The sequence below is a fragment of the Streptomyces sp. NPDC058469 genome (genome assembly GCF_042721125.1).
GTDB lineage: Bacteria > Actinomycetota > Actinomycetes > Streptomycetales > Streptomycetaceae > Streptomyces.
This window is the reverse complement of sequence record NZ_JBHXME010000150.1, coordinates 1-14,034: the sequence shown is the minus strand read 5'-3', so window position 1 is coordinate 14,034 and position 14,034 is coordinate 1. Positions and strand designations below refer to the sequence as shown.

General features: G+C 71.6%; 13 protein-coding genes. 6 read left to right on the top strand and 7 right to left on the bottom strand.

Translation table 11 applies throughout. From position 1 onward, the window contains the following. The first annotated feature begins 63 nt into the window (after nt 1–63). A complete protein-coding gene (locus ACFWP5_RS41285) occupies nt 64–1,080 on the top strand; it encodes an aspartate-semialdehyde dehydrogenase (RefSeq protein WP_384169311.1) in 1,017 nt (338 codons plus the stop codon). 128 nt (nt 1,081–1,208) lie between these two features. On the opposite strand, the gene ACFWP5_RS41280 is transcribed toward ACFWP5_RS41285, so the two are convergent. Then, nucleotides 1,209–1,682 carry a DUF1203 domain-containing protein gene (locus tag ACFWP5_RS41280; protein ID WP_384169308.1) on the bottom strand — a complete coding sequence of 158 codons (474 nt, stop codon included), beginning with the start codon at nt 1,680–1,682 and terminating at the stop codon, nt 1,209–1,211. A 112-nt stretch (nt 1,683–1,794) separates the two neighbouring features. On the opposite strand from ACFWP5_RS41280, the gene pepN reads away from it, so the two are divergent. Further along, the gene (gene pepN, locus ACFWP5_RS41275; protein WP_384169305.1) at nt 1,795–4,368 is read left to right on the top strand and encodes an aminopeptidase N; all 2,574 of its coding nucleotides are present in this window, start codon (nt 1,795–1,797) and stop codon (nt 4,366–4,368) included. Between the two features lie 131 nt (nt 4,369–4,499). Here the strand turns inward: pepN and ACFWP5_RS41270 are convergent, their stop codons facing one another. From ACFWP5_RS41270 to ACFWP5_RS41260, 3 genes are all read right to left on the bottom strand, one after another. After that, nucleotides 4,500–5,273, bottom strand: a complete 774-nt coding sequence (locus tag ACFWP5_RS41270) for an SDR family NAD(P)-dependent oxidoreductase (RefSeq protein WP_384169302.1) — start codon at nt 5,271–5,273, stop codon at nt 4,500–4,502. A 72-nt stretch (nt 5,274–5,345) separates the two neighbouring features. Next, on the bottom strand, nt 5,346–6,659 hold the full coding sequence (locus ACFWP5_RS41265; RefSeq protein WP_384169299.1) for a sigma-70 family RNA polymerase sigma factor: 1,314 nt from the start codon (nt 6,657–6,659) through the stop codon (nt 5,346–5,348). Nucleotides 6,660–6,692: 33 nt separating this feature from the next. After that, entirely contained in the window at nt 6,693–7,637 is a 945-nt protein-coding gene (locus ACFWP5_RS41260) for an EamA family transporter (protein ID WP_384169296.1), read from the bottom strand. Nucleotides 7,638–7,744: 107 nt separating this feature from the next. Between ACFWP5_RS41260 and ACFWP5_RS41255 the strand changes: the two genes are divergently transcribed. Further along, nucleotides 7,745–8,239, top strand: a complete 495-nt coding sequence (locus tag ACFWP5_RS41255) for a MarR family winged helix-turn-helix transcriptional regulator (protein WP_384169293.1) — start codon at nt 7,745–7,747, stop codon at nt 8,237–8,239. Between the two features lie 123 nt (nt 8,240–8,362). Here ACFWP5_RS41255 and ACFWP5_RS41250 read toward each other — a convergent pair whose 3' ends face one another. The 3 genes from ACFWP5_RS41250 to ACFWP5_RS41240 all read right to left on the bottom strand — a co-directional run bounded on the left by ACFWP5_RS41250 (nt 8,363) and on the right by ACFWP5_RS41240 (nt 11,194). Beyond that, nucleotides 8,363–8,644: a hypothetical protein gene (locus tag ACFWP5_RS41250; RefSeq protein WP_384169290.1), complete on the bottom strand. Its 282-nt coding sequence runs from the start codon at nt 8,642–8,644 to the stop codon at nt 8,363–8,365. A gap of 66 nt (nt 8,645–8,710) precedes the next feature. Continuing rightward, on the bottom strand, nt 8,711–10,837 hold the full coding sequence (malQ, locus tag ACFWP5_RS41245) for a 4-alpha-glucanotransferase (RefSeq protein ID WP_384169287.1): 2,127 nt from the start codon (nt 10,835–10,837) through the stop codon (nt 8,711–8,713). Further along, a complete protein-coding gene (locus ACFWP5_RS41240) occupies nt 10,838–11,194 on the bottom strand; it encodes a hypothetical protein (RefSeq protein WP_384169284.1) in 357 nt (118 codons plus the stop codon). A gap of 187 nt (nt 11,195–11,381) precedes the next feature. Between ACFWP5_RS41240 and ACFWP5_RS41235 the strand changes: the two genes are divergently transcribed. The 3 genes from ACFWP5_RS41235 to ACFWP5_RS41225 are packed head-to-tail and all read left to right on the top strand — an operon-like array spanning nt 11,382 to nt 13,956. Further along, complete coding sequence (locus ACFWP5_RS41235; RefSeq protein WP_384169280.1) at nt 11,382–11,915, top strand: PadR family transcriptional regulator; 534 nt, start codon at nt 11,382–11,384, stop codon at nt 11,913–11,915. Further along, nucleotides 11,912–12,610: an ABC transporter ATP-binding protein gene (locus ACFWP5_RS41230; protein ID WP_384169277.1), complete on the top strand. Its 699-nt coding sequence runs from the start codon at nt 11,912–11,914 to the stop codon at nt 12,608–12,610. Before ACFWP5_RS41235 ends, ACFWP5_RS41230 begins: the two co-directional genes overlap by 4 nt. Next, the gene (locus ACFWP5_RS41225) at nt 12,607–13,956 is read left to right on the top strand and encodes an ABC transporter permease (protein WP_384169274.1); all 1,350 of its coding nucleotides are present in this window, start codon (nt 12,607–12,609) and stop codon (nt 13,954–13,956) included. Before ACFWP5_RS41230 ends, ACFWP5_RS41225 begins: the two co-directional genes overlap by 4 nt. Nucleotides 13,957–14,034 lie beyond the last annotated feature (78 nt).

Sequence of the window (14,034 nt, the reverse complement as noted above, 5' to 3'; positions counted from 1 at the left end):
GGACCAGGATCGGCAGGATGATGGAAACGCCGCAGACGTACAGGAACAGGTAAGGGAGTCGCTGTGAGGGTCGGAATCGTCGGAGCCACCGGTCAGGTCGGCACGGTCATGCGCAGGATCCTCGTGGAGCGGAACTTTCCGGTCACCGAGCTGCGTCTGTTCGCCTCGGCCCGTTCGGCGGGGACGGTCCTGGACGGCGTGACGGTGGAGGACGCGGCGAGTGCCGACTACTCCGGTCTGGACATCGTGCTGTTCTCGGCGGGCGGCGCGACCTCGAAGGCACTGGCCGAGAAGGTCGCCTCGCAGGGCGCGGTCGTCATCGACAACTCCTCCGCCTGGCGCAAGGACCCCGACGTACCGCTGGTCGTCTCCGAGGTGAACCCGCACGCCGTCGCGGACCGCCCCAAGGGCATCATCGCCAACCCGAACTGCACGACGATGGCCGCGATGCCGGTCCTGAAGCCGTTGCACGCGGAGGCGGGTCTTGAGGCGCTGGTCGTCGCCACGTACCAGGCGGTGTCCGGTTCCGGTGTCGCCGGTGTGGCCGAGCTGCACGGGCAGGCGCTGAAGGTCGTCGCCGACGCGGACAAGCTCACGCACGACGGCGGCGCGGTCGACTTCCCCGAGCCGCAGGTCTACAAGCGCCCCATCGCCTTCAACGTGCTCCCCCTCGCGGGCTCGATCGTCGACGACGGCCTGCACGAGACCGACGAGGAGCAGAAGCTCCGCAGCGAGTCCCGCAAGATCCTGGAGATCCCGGAGCTCAAGGTCTCCGGCACCTGTGTGCGCGTCCCGGTCTTCTCCGGGCACTCCCTCCAGGTCAACGCCCGTTTCGCCCGGCCGATCTCCGTCGAGCGTGCCATGGAGCTGCTGGGCGGCGCGCCGGGTGTCGCCCTGACCGACATCCCGACGCCTCTCCAGGCGGCCGGCCAGGACCCGTCCTACGTCGGGCGTATCCGCGCCGACGAGACGGTCGAGCACGGGCTCGCGCTGTTCATCTCCAACGACAACCTCCGCAAGGGGGCTGCGCTGAACGCGGTGCAGATCGCGGAGTTGGTGGCGGTGGAGCTGAAGGGCTGACGCCGGGAGTTTTTCGCCCCGCCGCCCCTACCCGTCCCATCCCTCTGGGGCTCCGCCCCAGACCCCGCTCCTCAAACGTCGGAGAGGCTGGATTTTCGGCCCGTCCGGCGTTTGAGGAGCGCAGGGTGCTACGCCCTGCGTACCTCATAGAAGAAGCACCCGTACTCCACCGCCCGAACGTGGACGAGAACCACGGACGGATCGGCGAAGGCCCGGGCGAGGGCGTCGTCGTCGACGGTGTCGACCAGCTCGCCGCCCAGGATGTGGCCCTCGGCCGAATAGCGCCGGACCGTGCGGTGGGCGTTCGCGAAGGGATATCCGGAGCCGGCCGCCGGCCCCACGCACTCCTCCGCGTGGATGAAGACCGGGCCTTGTTCGTCGTACGCCCCCGGCTCCGCCCCCGTTTCCGCCGCCCAGCGCCGCAGCGGGGCGTAGGAGACCAGGGCGATCCGCTCGCCGGGCTCGCTGCGGCGCAGGCAGCAGCGGAGCGGAGCGCCTCCCTCCTCATCGGTCACGGGAACCATTCGGGCTCCCGCATCGTCAGCAGAGCGCAGCTCCTTCAGGACCGTGGGGTCGATGGGTCGTGCCGTGTACGTCGTCATGAACCCAGGCTCGCGCTCGTCCGCCCCGCTCACCGGCGGGAACCGGACATCGCGCTCCCCGCAGCTCCCGTGGAAGGATGGCGCAACCCACACATAACGAGGAGATGACCGCGTGCCTGGCACAAACCTGACTCGCGAAGAGGCGCAGCAGCGGGCAACGCTGCTCACCGTTGACTCGTACGAGATCGATCTCGACCTCTCCGGCGCGCAGGAGGGCGGGACCTACAGGTCCGCGACGACGGTGCGCTTCGACGTGGCCGAAAGCGGCGGCGAGTCCTTCATCGACCTCGTGGCCCCTACGGTCCACGAGGTGACGCTGAACGGCGACCCGCTCGACCCCGACGAGGTCTTCAAGGACTCGCGGATCGCCCTGGCCGGGCTGTTGGAAGGACCGAACGTCCTCCGGGTCGTAGCGGACTGCGCGTACACCAACACCGGTGAGGGACTGCACCGGTTCGTCGACCCCGTCGACCAACAAGCCTATCTGTACACCCAGTTCGAGGTGCCGGACGCCCGTCGGGTCTTTGCCTCCTTCGAGCAGCCCGACCTCAAGGCCACCTTCCAGTTCACCGTGAAGGCGCCCTCAGGCTGGACCGTCATCTCCAACTCCCCGACGCCCGAACCCCGGGACGACACCTGGGTGTTCGAGCCGACGCCGCGCATCTCGACGTACATCACCGCGCTGATCGTCGGGCCGTACCACAGCGTCCACAGCGTGTACGAGAAGGACGGCCAGTCCGTCCCGCTCGGCATCTACTGCCGGCCCTCGCTCGCCGAGTACCTCGACTCGGACGCGATCTTCGAGGTCACGCGGCAGGGCTTCGACTGGTTCCAGGAGAAGTTCGCCTACGCGTACCCCTTCAAGAAGTACGACCAGCTGTTCGTCCCGGAGTTCAACGCGGGCGCGATGGAGAACGCGGGCGCGGTGACCATCCGCGACCAGTACGTGTTCCGGTCCAAGGTGACCGACGCCGCGTACGAGGTGCGCGCGGAGACGATCCTGCACGAGCTGGCCCACATGTGGTTCGGCGACCTCGTGACCATGGAGTGGTGGAACGACCTGTGGCTGAACGAGTCGTTCGCCACGTACACCTCCATCGCCTGCCAGGCGTACGCGCCGGACTCGCGCTGGCCGCACTCGTGGACAACGTTCGCCAACTCGATGAAGACGTGGGCGTACCGGCAGGACCAACTGCCGTCCACGCACCCGATCATGGCCGAGATCCGCGACCTGGACGACGTCCTCGTCAACTTCGACGGCATCACGTACGCCAAGGGCGCGAGCGTCCTGAAGCAGCTCGTCGCGTACGTCGGCATGGACGAGTTCTTCGCGGGCGTGCAGGCGTACTTCAAGCGTCACGCGTACGGCAACACCCGCCTGTCCGACCTGCTGGGCGCGCTGGAGGAGACCTCCGGGCGTGACCTGAGCACCTGGTCGAAGGCGTGGCTGCAGACCGCCGGCATCAACATCCTGCGCCCGGAGATCGAGACGGACGCGGACGGCGTCATCACCGCCTTCGCGATCCGCCAGCAGGCCCCGGCGCTGCCCGCCGGCGCCAAGGGCGAGCCCACCCTCCGCCCGCACCGCATCGCCGTCGGCCTGTACGAACTCGACGAGGACACCGGCAAGTTGGTGCGCGACGAGCGCGTCGAGCTGGACGTGGACGGCGAACTCACCGCCGTACCGCAGCTGGTGGGCAAGCGTCGTCCGGACGTGGTCCTGCTGAACGACGACGACCTGTCGTACGCGAAGGTCCGCCTCGACGAGCAGTCCCTCGCCTTTGTCACCGAGCACCTGGGCGACTTCGAGTCCTCGCTGCCCCGCGCCCTGTGCTGGGCCTCGGCCTGGGACATGACGCGGGACGCCGAACTCGCCACCCGTGACTACCTGTCGCTCGTCCTGTCGGGCATCGGCAAGGAGTCCGACATCGGCGTCGTGCAGTCGCTCCAGCGGCAGGTGAAGCTGGCGATCGAGCTGTACGCCGACCCGACCGCCCGGGAGGCCCTGCTCACCCGCTGGACGGACGCCACGCTGGCGCACCTGCGTTCCGCGGATGCGGGCAGCGACCACCAGCTGGCGTGGGCCCGCGCGTTCGCGGCGACCGCGCGCACCCCGGAGCAGGTGGACCTGCTGGACGCCCTGCTGGACGGCGCGACGACGATCGAGGGTCTGGCCGTCGACACCGAGCTGCGCTGGGCGTTCGTCGAGCGGCTCGTGGCGGTCGGGCACTTCGACGAGGAGGACATCGCCTCCGAGCACGAGCGGGACAAGACGGCCGCCGGTGAGCGTCACGCCGCGACCGCCCGTGCCGCCCGTCCGACCGAGGAGGCGAAGGCGGAGGCCTGGGCACAGGTCGTCGAGTCCGACAAGCTCCCCAACGCCCTTCAGGAAGCGGTGATCTCGGGCTTCGTCCAGACCGACCAGCGCGAACTCCTGGCGCCGTACACGGAGAAGTACTTCGCGGCCGTCAAGGACACCTGGGACACGCGTTCGCACGAGATCGCCCAGCAGATCGCGGTCGGCCTCTACCCGTCGATCCAGGTCTCCCAGGACACCCTGGACCGCACGGACACCTGGCTGACGGCCGCCGAGCCCAACGCGGCCCTGCGCCGCCTGGTCTCGGAGTCCCGCTCGGGCGTGGAGCGCGCGCTCAAGGCACAGGCCGCGGACGCGGCTGCTTCGTAGTCGGTTCTACGGCCATGCCGTAATCCGTCCTACGGCCATGTCGTAATCCGTCCTACGGCCACGACGGGCGCCCCGCACGATGCCGGGCGCCCGTTCGCATGTCCTCGACCCGCTCAGCTCGCTCGACCCGCTCAGCCCGGGAACATCCCGCCCGTGACGTTCACGAACGTGCCGGTGATGCTCGCCGCGTGGTCCGAGGCGAGGAAGACGGCGGTCGCGGTGATCTCCGCGAGGGTGGGGTTGCGGCGGGTCATGCGCAGGCTCGACAGGTGGTCGAGGATGCCCTGGATCGCGGCCTCGTTGAGGTCGGGGTTGACCTTGCCGAGCTTCTCGATCGTGAGGGTCTCGGGGATGCCGGCGGCCCACAGGCCTACGGCGCGCACCCCGCGCGGGCCCAGTTCCATCGCCAGGTTGCGCACGAGGCTGTCGGTCGCCGCGTCGGCGGGACCGGTGCCGCCCATCATCGGACTGCCGTGCGCGGAACCGCTGTTGAGGGTGAGGACGACACCGGAACCGCGCTCGGCCATCCGGCGGGCGGCGGCGCGGGCGGTGATGAAGTTGGCGCGGGTGCCGTTGATCACCGGCGCCAGGAAGGCGTCGACGGGCATGTCGGTGATCGGCAGTCCCTGGACGTCGCCGCGCGAGACGAGGTTGAAGGACACGTCGATGTCGCCGACGCGGGCGAGGTGCTCCGTGACGGCGCTCTCGTCGAGCGCGTCGACGACGGCCACCTCGGCTTCCTTGATACCGGCTTCCTTGATGTGGGCGGCCACGGCCTCCAGCGTCTCCAGGGTGCGTCCCACGAGGTGGACGCGTGCTCCCTCGGCGGCGAAGGCGCGGGCGACCGCACCGCCGATCGAACCGCCGGCGCCGTAGATGACCGCGGTCTTGTCGGTGAGCAGCATGGTGATCTCCCAGCAGGTCGTGTGTCGTTCGTGTCGGCAGTACAGACGCGCAGGGGGCCCACCACTCATCGCTCACAGGCGCAGGGGGAGTCCGAAGGCCGGGAACAGGTGCGGTTCGAAGGACGTGATCTCGACGATCCGGTCGTCGGCGTCGAAGCGCAGCACGTCGAGGACCTGGGCGCGGTAGACGGTCGTACCGGGTCGGCGCACGTAACCCCCGGCCGCCAGCTGGCCGTTGGCGCGGGCGGGCAGATGGCGCCAATGGCCCAGGAACATGGGCGAGTTGGCGTCGAGGCTGACGCTCAGGAATTCGAGGAGCGCGTCGCGGCCGGTGAACCAGAACGGGTTCGGCGGCATGGTGAGGGTGACGTCCTCGCTGAGCAGGGCGGCGACCTCGGACAGGTCGAGGCGTTCGGCGGCGGCCATGTACCGCTTGACCAGGGTGCGTTGGTGCTCGGTGGGCCCGTCGGTCGTCCAGTCCGCACGTCGGCCGGGCAGCCGGTCGCGCAGGGTGGGACGGGCCCGTTGCAGCGCGCTGTTGACCGAGGCCACGGTCATGTCGAGCGCCTCGCCGGTCTCCACGGCGGTCAGCCCGAGCACGTCCCGCAGCACCAACACCGCGCGCTGGCGCGGCGGGAGATGCTGGACGGCGGCCAGAAAGACCAGTTCGAGGGTTTCGCGGGAGACCGCGGCGGCTTCCGGCTGCTCCTCGGCGGAGGGCAACTCGTCGTCGGGGTACGGCTGTAGCCACGTGATACGGGCGGGCGGCTCCCCGCCGCCGTGGTTCATGCCGGGCAACGGTTCGTAGCGCTTCGGGCGGCGGGCCGTACGGCGCTGGAAGTCCAGGCAGGCGTTGGTGGCGATGCGATACAGCCAGGTACGGGCACCGGCCCGCCCCTCGAAGGTGTCCCGGGCCCGCCAGGCCCGCAGGAACGTCTCCTGCACCAGGTCCTCGGCGTCGTCGTACGACCCGGTCATGCGGTAGCAGTGGACCTGGATCTCACGGCGGTGGGACTCCACGAGGGCGGCGAAGTCGCCCTCGTCTGCGGGGAATCGGAGTTCCGTAACAGGTTCCTGGGTGACGGATTCCGAGGCTTGTTCCTGGGCCGTCTCCCTCGCGGTCCGGGCGATGCGTCTCAACCGTGCGACGGACGAGGACAGTTCCGTCACGCCGGAGTAGAAGACGGAAGGCGGCTGCGGCACCAGCTCCTCCACCTGCCGCCCGATCTCCTTGATCAGTCCGTCGACACCGATGCCGACGCTCCCCTGCCGCTCCCGGTAGGCCTTCTGCCGGCAGGCGGCGGAGCAGTACACGGAACGCCGACCGGTACGGCCCGCCCGTGCGGTGAGCGGCTTGCCGCAACTGGGGCAGGACTCTTCGGCCACGGGCGCCTCCGGCGTCGCGTCACGAGCGGTGCGTTACGAACGTTGCGTCACGGGGATCGCGTCTCGGCGTTCCGTCACGGCGTCCCCGCGTGACGCTACCGCCCGAACGGGAACACGAGGGGTACGCGTACCGATCTGCCCGAACACCGTCGCCCCGAACGCCACCGCCATCCCGGCCACCTGCACCGCCGTGAGCGCCTGCCCGAGCGCCGCCCAGCCGACGACGGCCGCGGTCAGCGGGGAGAGCGGGCCGAGGAGGGTGACCTGGGTCGCGGAGAGCCGGCCGATGCCGCGGAACCAGAGCCAGTACGCGATCGCCGTGTTCGCCAGCGCGAGGTACAGGTAACCGCCGACCGCCCGCCCGTCGAGCGCGGGCGGCGCCCCCTCGACCAGGAAGGCGACCGGCGCGACGAGCAGCCCGCCCGCGGTGAGCTGCCAGCCGGTGAGGGCGAGCGGGCCGACGCCGTCGGGGCGGCCCCACCGCTTGGTCAGCACGGTGCCGGTGGACATCGAGGCGGTGGACGCGAGGGCAGCGAGCACGCCGACCGGATCGAGCGCTCCGGCCGCCTTCAGTACGACGAGACTGACGCCGAAGGCCGCCACGGCGCCGGTGAGCACGCTTCGGGCCGTCGGCCGCTGCCCCAGCAGCACTGCCGAGAGGCCTACGACGATCAGCGGCCCGACCGAGCCGACGACCGCCGCCATGCCGCCGGGGAGCCGGTACGCGGACAGGAACAGCAGCGGGAAGAAGGCGCCGATGTTCAGCGCGCCGAGCACCGCCGACTTCCACCACCAGGCGCCGCGCGGCAGCACCCGGGCGAGCGCGAGGAGCACAAGACCGGCGGGGAGGGCGCGCATCAGGCCCGTGAAGAGCGGGCGGTCGGGCGGCAGGAACTGGGTCGTGACGGCGTAGGTGGTGCCCCAGGAGACGGGGGCGAGGGCGGTGAGGGCGGCCGTCAGGACCGGGCGACTGGCCATGGGAGACACCTTCCGGAGTAGGTCGATGATAATTAGCTTATTGCTAAGCAACTTAGCGTCAAGCCGCTTTCTTGCGACCGACCTACTGACCGGCGGATACTCACCCCATGAACGACAAGGACCCCGTCGACGCGATCGTCGAGCAGTGGGGAGCGGTGCGGCCCGACCTCGACACGGCCGCGATGGAGGTCTTCGGGCGGATCTTCCGGCTCGCCCGGGCCATGGGCGACCGCATGGAGAAGGCGTACACGCCGCACGGCATCTCCCGCGGCGAGTTCGACGTCCTCGCGACCCTGCGCCGGGCCGACGAGCCGTACACGCTCTCGCCGCGCGAGCTCTCCGCGACCCTGATGCTCACCACGGGCGGCATGACCGGCCGCCTCGACAAACTGGAACGGGCCGGCCTGCTCCGCCGCTCCCCCGACCCGCACGACCGCCGGGGCCTCCAAGTCACCCTGACGGAGAAGGGGTTGGCGCTGATCGACGAGGCGGTCGGCTCAGGCCTCGCGACCCAGACGGCGGCCCTCGCCGGCCTCGACGCCGAACAGGCCGGCCAACTGGCCGACCTGCTCCGGAAGTTGCTGACCTCGACCGAGCGGTAGCAAGTCCCGCTCCCGGCGGGCCCGGAGGACATGCCCCAGGACATGCCAAGGGCGCCCGCCTCACCGCGATGGGTGATGCGGACGCCCTCCGGAAAACGTGAGGTCAGGCCTTGGAACGTGAGGTCAGACCTTGGCGTCGACGGCGGTGCCGGTCTTCGTGCCGGACTTGGCCTTCGGCGCGCGGTCCTTGGACTTGTCCAGCGCCATGACGAGCCCCGCGATGATCGCGAACAGGGCGAGCGGGCACAGGACATAGAGCCCCAGCGTCTGGGCGACGCTCAGGCCGGGGCCCGGGTCGTCACCGTCGTCGCGGGTGAGCGCGAGCGCGGGGGACGTCATGAGCAGCATCATCAGCGTCGTACCGGCAGCCAGGGCGCCGGCGCGCAGGGCGTTCTTCTTGTCCACACCGCAAAAGTAGCGAACGTCCGAACGGGCCGCGCGCCCGGGGGTGCCGTATGGGGCGCACGGCCCTCACGAACCCCCTTCACCACCGCCCCCTGAACCATCCCCCAGCCCCACCCGCAGCACATCCACCAGCGCGTGCAACCGCGGCGACGCGGCCAGCTCCTCCAGCGTCACGGGACGCCCCTCCGCGTCGGCGAGGGGCAGGCGCCAGTTCGGATACTGGTCCCACGTGCCGGGCAGGTTCTGCGGGCGCCGGTCGCCGACGGTGTCCGGCAGCCAGACGCCGATCATGCGGGCCGGGGTGCGGAGCAGGAAGCGGTGGACGGCGTGGATCTCGGCCTCCTCCTCGGACGCGGGCCGGCCGCCGCCCGTGGCGTGTTCGTAGAGGCCGAGCCCGGACAGCAGGGCCAGCCACTCGCCGACGTCGGTGGCGGACTCGATCCGCTCCTCCTCCACCGGTCTGGTCAACAGGCCGAGCCGGTCGCGGAGTTCGACGTGTTCGCCGGTGAGGCGGGCCGCGGTGGGCGGCAGGTCGTGGGTGGTGGCGGTGGCCAGGCAGTCGGCGCGCCACTGCTCGGGGGCGAGCGGACGGCCGTCGCCCTCCCAGTCCCGCTCGAACCACAGCACCGACGTCCCGAGCACCCCGCGCTCCTGCAGCGTCTCGCGCACACCCGGCTCTACGGTCCCGAGGTCCTCGCCGATCACCACCGACCCGGCGCGCGAGGCCTCCAGAGCGAGGACGGCGAGCATGGCCTCGGCGTCGTAGCGGACGTAGGTGCCCTCGGTGGGGGGCTGTCCCTGCGGGACCCACCAGAGGCGGAAGAGGCCCATGACGTGGTCGATGCGCAGGGCGCCTGCGTAGCGGAAGAGCGCGCGGAGCAGACGGCGGTACGGGGCGTAGCCCGACTCGGCGAGGCGGTCGGGGCGCCAGGGGGGCAGACCCCAGTCCTGGCCGAGGGAGTTGAAGGCGTCCGGGGGTGCGCCGACCGACATGCCGGCCGCGAAGTGGTCCTGCTGCGCCCAGGCGTCGGCACCGTCCGGATGCACCCCGACCGCGAGGTCGTGCACGACCCCGATCGGCATGCCCGCATCGCGCGCTGCCCGCTGGGCGGCGGTGAGTTGGTCGTCGGTGAGCCAGGCGATGCGGCAGTGGAAGTCGACGCGGTCCATCAACTCGCCCCGGGCGCGGGCGGTTTCGGGTGAGCGCGGGTCGCGCAGGGCGGGCGGCCACTCCCGCCAGTTCGAGCCGTGCACCTCGGCGAGGGCGTACCAGGTGGCGTGGTCCTCCAGCGCCTCGCCCTCGCGGGCGAGGAAGTCGACGTAGGCGGCCCGTCGTCCGGGGCCGAGGGGGACCTCGCGTACGAGTTCCAGCGCCTCCCGCTTCAGCTCCCACACGGCGTCGCGGTCGATCAACGCGTCCTTGTCCAGGACGGATTCGCGCAGACGCGCGGCCCGTTCGAGGAGCCCGCGCAGCTTCTCCCGCTCCGCTTCCTCGACGTACGCGAACTCGGGGACGTCCTCGACCCGCAGATACACCGGGTCGGGGAAGCGGCGCGAGGACGGCCGGTACGGCGACGGGTCGGTGGGTGCGCCCGGCACGGCCGCGTGCAAAGGGTTGACCTGCACGAACCCGGCCCCGAGCGATCGCCCGGCCCAGGCGGTGAGTTCGCACAGGTCACCGAGGTCACCCATGCCCCAGGAGTGCCGGGAGAGGAGGGAGTACACCTGCACCATGAGCCCGTACGACCGTCCCGTGGGCGTGGGCAACCGGTCCGGGGCGACGACGAGATGGGCCTCGGCGCTACGGCCGTCCGGCGCGGTGGCGGTCAAGTGGTGGACGCCCGGCGGGAGTTGCCCGGCGTTTGCCCGCGTCTCGCCCTGCTCGGTCTCGATGTGCAGCACGGTGCCTTCGGGCAGCGCGTCGAGCGCGGCGGGAGTGCTGCCGTGCCGGCCCACGACGGTGGGCGGCAACAGCCGTTCGGCCAGCTCCTGTTGACGGGCGGCGAGCGCGGCGGCGGTGGCCTGCGGGGTGCTCGCGTCGACGCCGAGGGCGGCCAGCGCGGCGACGACCGCGACGGCCGAGGCCGGGACCGCGTGGTCCGGCGAGGGGCTGTAGGCGGTGGCGACGCCGTGCAGTTCGGCGAGCCGGGACAGGTCCTCGCCGAGGGTGTCGGTCGGCCGGGGTGCGGTCATCTAGGGCCTCGTCGAGTCCGGGCCGGCGAACGCGGCGGCCTCACCGCTCCTCGGGTCGTCGATCATGACCCTCTCGCCGCCCATCGGGTCGTCGTACGCGGCGGCCTCGCTGGTCAGCGGGGCGGGGATGCCGGCGGACTCGCTGGTCAGCGGGGTGGCGTCGGCGAGCGGGGGCTCACTGGTGAGGGGTTCGGCGTCGGCCAGCGGCGGTTCGCTGGTCAGCGGGGTCTCGGCCCAGGCGCCTTCGGAGTTGACGAAGAACAGGTCGGGTTCGAGATCGGGGGCGAGGTCGGCGGACGACTCCGGGGTGCGTTTGGAGCGGGCCGGGCGCGGAAGCGATGCCGATGCTGCGGCCACGGGGGCCTCCTTGGCGGGTCGTGTCGGGCGTGCGGGCGGGTTACCGCAGCCCTACCCAGTGGGCGCGATGGCAGACCTCCAGGTTGGGGTACAGGTGGCACCGCAGCCACTCCCGCACCCCACTCCCCGTACTTTTCCTGCTGATCACTATTCACTCAGTACATGTACCTGGTGCATACTGAGCGCCATGAGCACCCGCCACATCCTGCTGGGCCTGCTCGCCGGAGGACCGAGCCACGGCTATGACCTCAAGCGACGCCACGACGAACGTTTCCCGCAGGCCCGCCCGCTGGCCTACGGGCAGGTCTACACGACCCTGCAGCGCCTGGTCCGGGACGGTCTCGCGGAGGTCGACGGCACCGGCTCGGACGGCGGCCCGGAGCGGACGGCGTACCGCTCGACGGCGGACGGTTCGCGTGAACTCGCCCAGTGGGCAAGGGAGATCGCGCCGCCCGCGCCCTTCGTGACGAACGAGATCTTCGCCAAGGTCGTCGTGTCGATCCTGGCCGACGGCGACCCGGAAACATATCTGAGGGCCCAACGCGCCGCCCACATGGAGCGGATGAGGGAACTCACGGCGGTCAAGACCGCCAAGGGCTCCGACCTGGCGACCGTGCTCTCGGCGGACTACGCCCTCAACCACCTTGACGCGGACCTCCGTTGGATGGCTACGACGGCGGCCCGGCTGACCACTCTGACCGCGGAGGTCGACACAGCATGAGCGACAACGGGGGTACGGCGGCGCCGCTGCTCGCGGCCCGTGACCTCGCCAAGACGCACGGCAGGACCCGGGCCCTGAGCGGCGCCTCGGCCGACCTGGGCGCCGGTGAGATCCTCGCCGTCACGGGAACCAGCGGCAGCGGAAAATCCACGCTGCTGCACTGCCTGGCCGGGATCGTCCGCCCCGACGAGGGGACGGTGACGTACGCCGGGGAGCGGCTGGACGAGCTGCCCGAGAAGCGGCTCAGCGAGCTGCGGCGCACCGAGTTCGGGGTGGTCTTCCAGTTCGGCCAGCTGATACCCGAGCTGACGGCGGTCGACAACGTCGCGCTGCCGTTGCTGCTGGCGGGGGCCTCGCGTACGGACGCCCGGGCCACCGCCGGGGAGTGGCTGGAGCGGTTCGGGGTGCGCGGACAGGGCGAGCTGCGGCCGGGCGAGCTGAGCGGCGGTCAGGCCCAACGGGTCGCGCTCGCCCGGGCGTTGGTCACTTCCCCGAAGGTCGTCTTCGCGGACGAGCCGACGGGCGCGCTGGACTCCCTGGCGAGCGAGCAGGTGATGACGGCCCTGGTCACCACGGCCCGCGAGTCCGGTACGGCGGTCCTGCTGATCACCCATGACGCGCAGGTCGCGGCGTACGCGGACCGCGAGATCCGGCTGACGGACGGGACCGTGGCGACGGCGGGGGTGACGGTATGAGGGTGGTGCTCGCGGATCTGCGGCTGGCCTGGCTGCTCACCCGGGGTTCGGACCGGCGGGAGTGGTGGCGGGTCGGGCTCACGGCGTTCGGGGCCGCGCTGGCCACGGGGATCGGACTGGCCGTCGTAGCGCTGCTGTCGTTGGACGGGTATCACAGCGTGCCCTTCGGGTCGGGGCTGTTCGACTCCCCCAGTGACCGGCAGAACGTGAGTCTCGCGCTCGGCCTGCTGCTCATCCCGGTGCTCGGGTTCCTCGGGCAGTGTGCGCGGATCGGGGCCGTGCACCGGGACCGGCGGCTGGCCGCGCTGCGGCTGGCGGGGGCGGCGCCCTGGCAGGTGCGGCGGATCGCGGCGCTGGAGTCGGGGCTCGCGTGCCTGGCCGGTGCGGTGGTGGCGACGGCGGTCGTCGTACCGCTGCTGCCGTACGCCACGGACTGGGCCGGTGTCGTCCTGGTCGCCGTGGCTGTGCCGGTGCTGGGCGGGGTCGTGAGCGCGGTGGCGCTGCGCCGGGTGGTGGCGGATCCGCTGGGGCGGGTACGGCGGACGCGGCCGGTGCGGGGGCCGGGCCGGCTGTTCGGTACGGCGACCCGGTTGCTGGCGGTGACGGCGGTGGCGATCGCCCTGACCCCGGTCTTCGGCAGCCCCGTCTCCTTCGGCCTCGGCCCCGTGGCGGTGCTCGTCCTGGCCGTACTGGTCAGCCTGATCGCGATCTGGCTCTCCGGCGCCTCGTCCCGCCAACTGGGTGAGGGCTTCGCGGCCGGCACCTCGCGCCCCGCGCTGCTGATCGCGGCGGAACGGATGCGCGAGGACCCCTGGTCGACCGCCCGTACCCACGCGGCACTGCTGCTGGTGACGGTCGTCGGCTCGGGCTTCGCGGGCGTACGGCAGGTCCTGCTCGCGGGCCTGCACGAGATGCGCCGCACGGGCCACCTCGGCACGCGCATGTCCTACTACACGACCGGCATCGACCTCACCGCCGCCGCGATCCTCGTCGCCTTCGCGCTCGCCCTGACGGCCCTGGCCGTGGGCACCGCCGAGTCCCTCGCCACCCGGCGCCGGGGCCTGGCCGCACAGGCCGCCGCCGGGGTGCCGCACGCCGTACTGGCCCGCGCGCTCCTCCTGGAGACCGCGCTGCCGCTGCTCCCGGCGATCGCGGTGGCGGGCCTCGGCGGCACGGTGATCAGCGGCTGGTACGGCGCCTCCGTCTCGGAGTACGCGGACGTGCCGGTGCCCTACGACGCGCTGCTGGTCCCGGTCGGCGTGTACGCGTGCTGTGTGCTGGCGGCGGCCACGTCACTGCCGCTGCTGCGCCGCTCCGTACGCCCGGGCGAGCTGCGCTACGCATGACCGTCCGCCCCGGCCAAGGTCCGCGACACGGTGATGCCGGTCCTGAACCAGCACTTCCGCCCCGAGTTCCTCAACCGC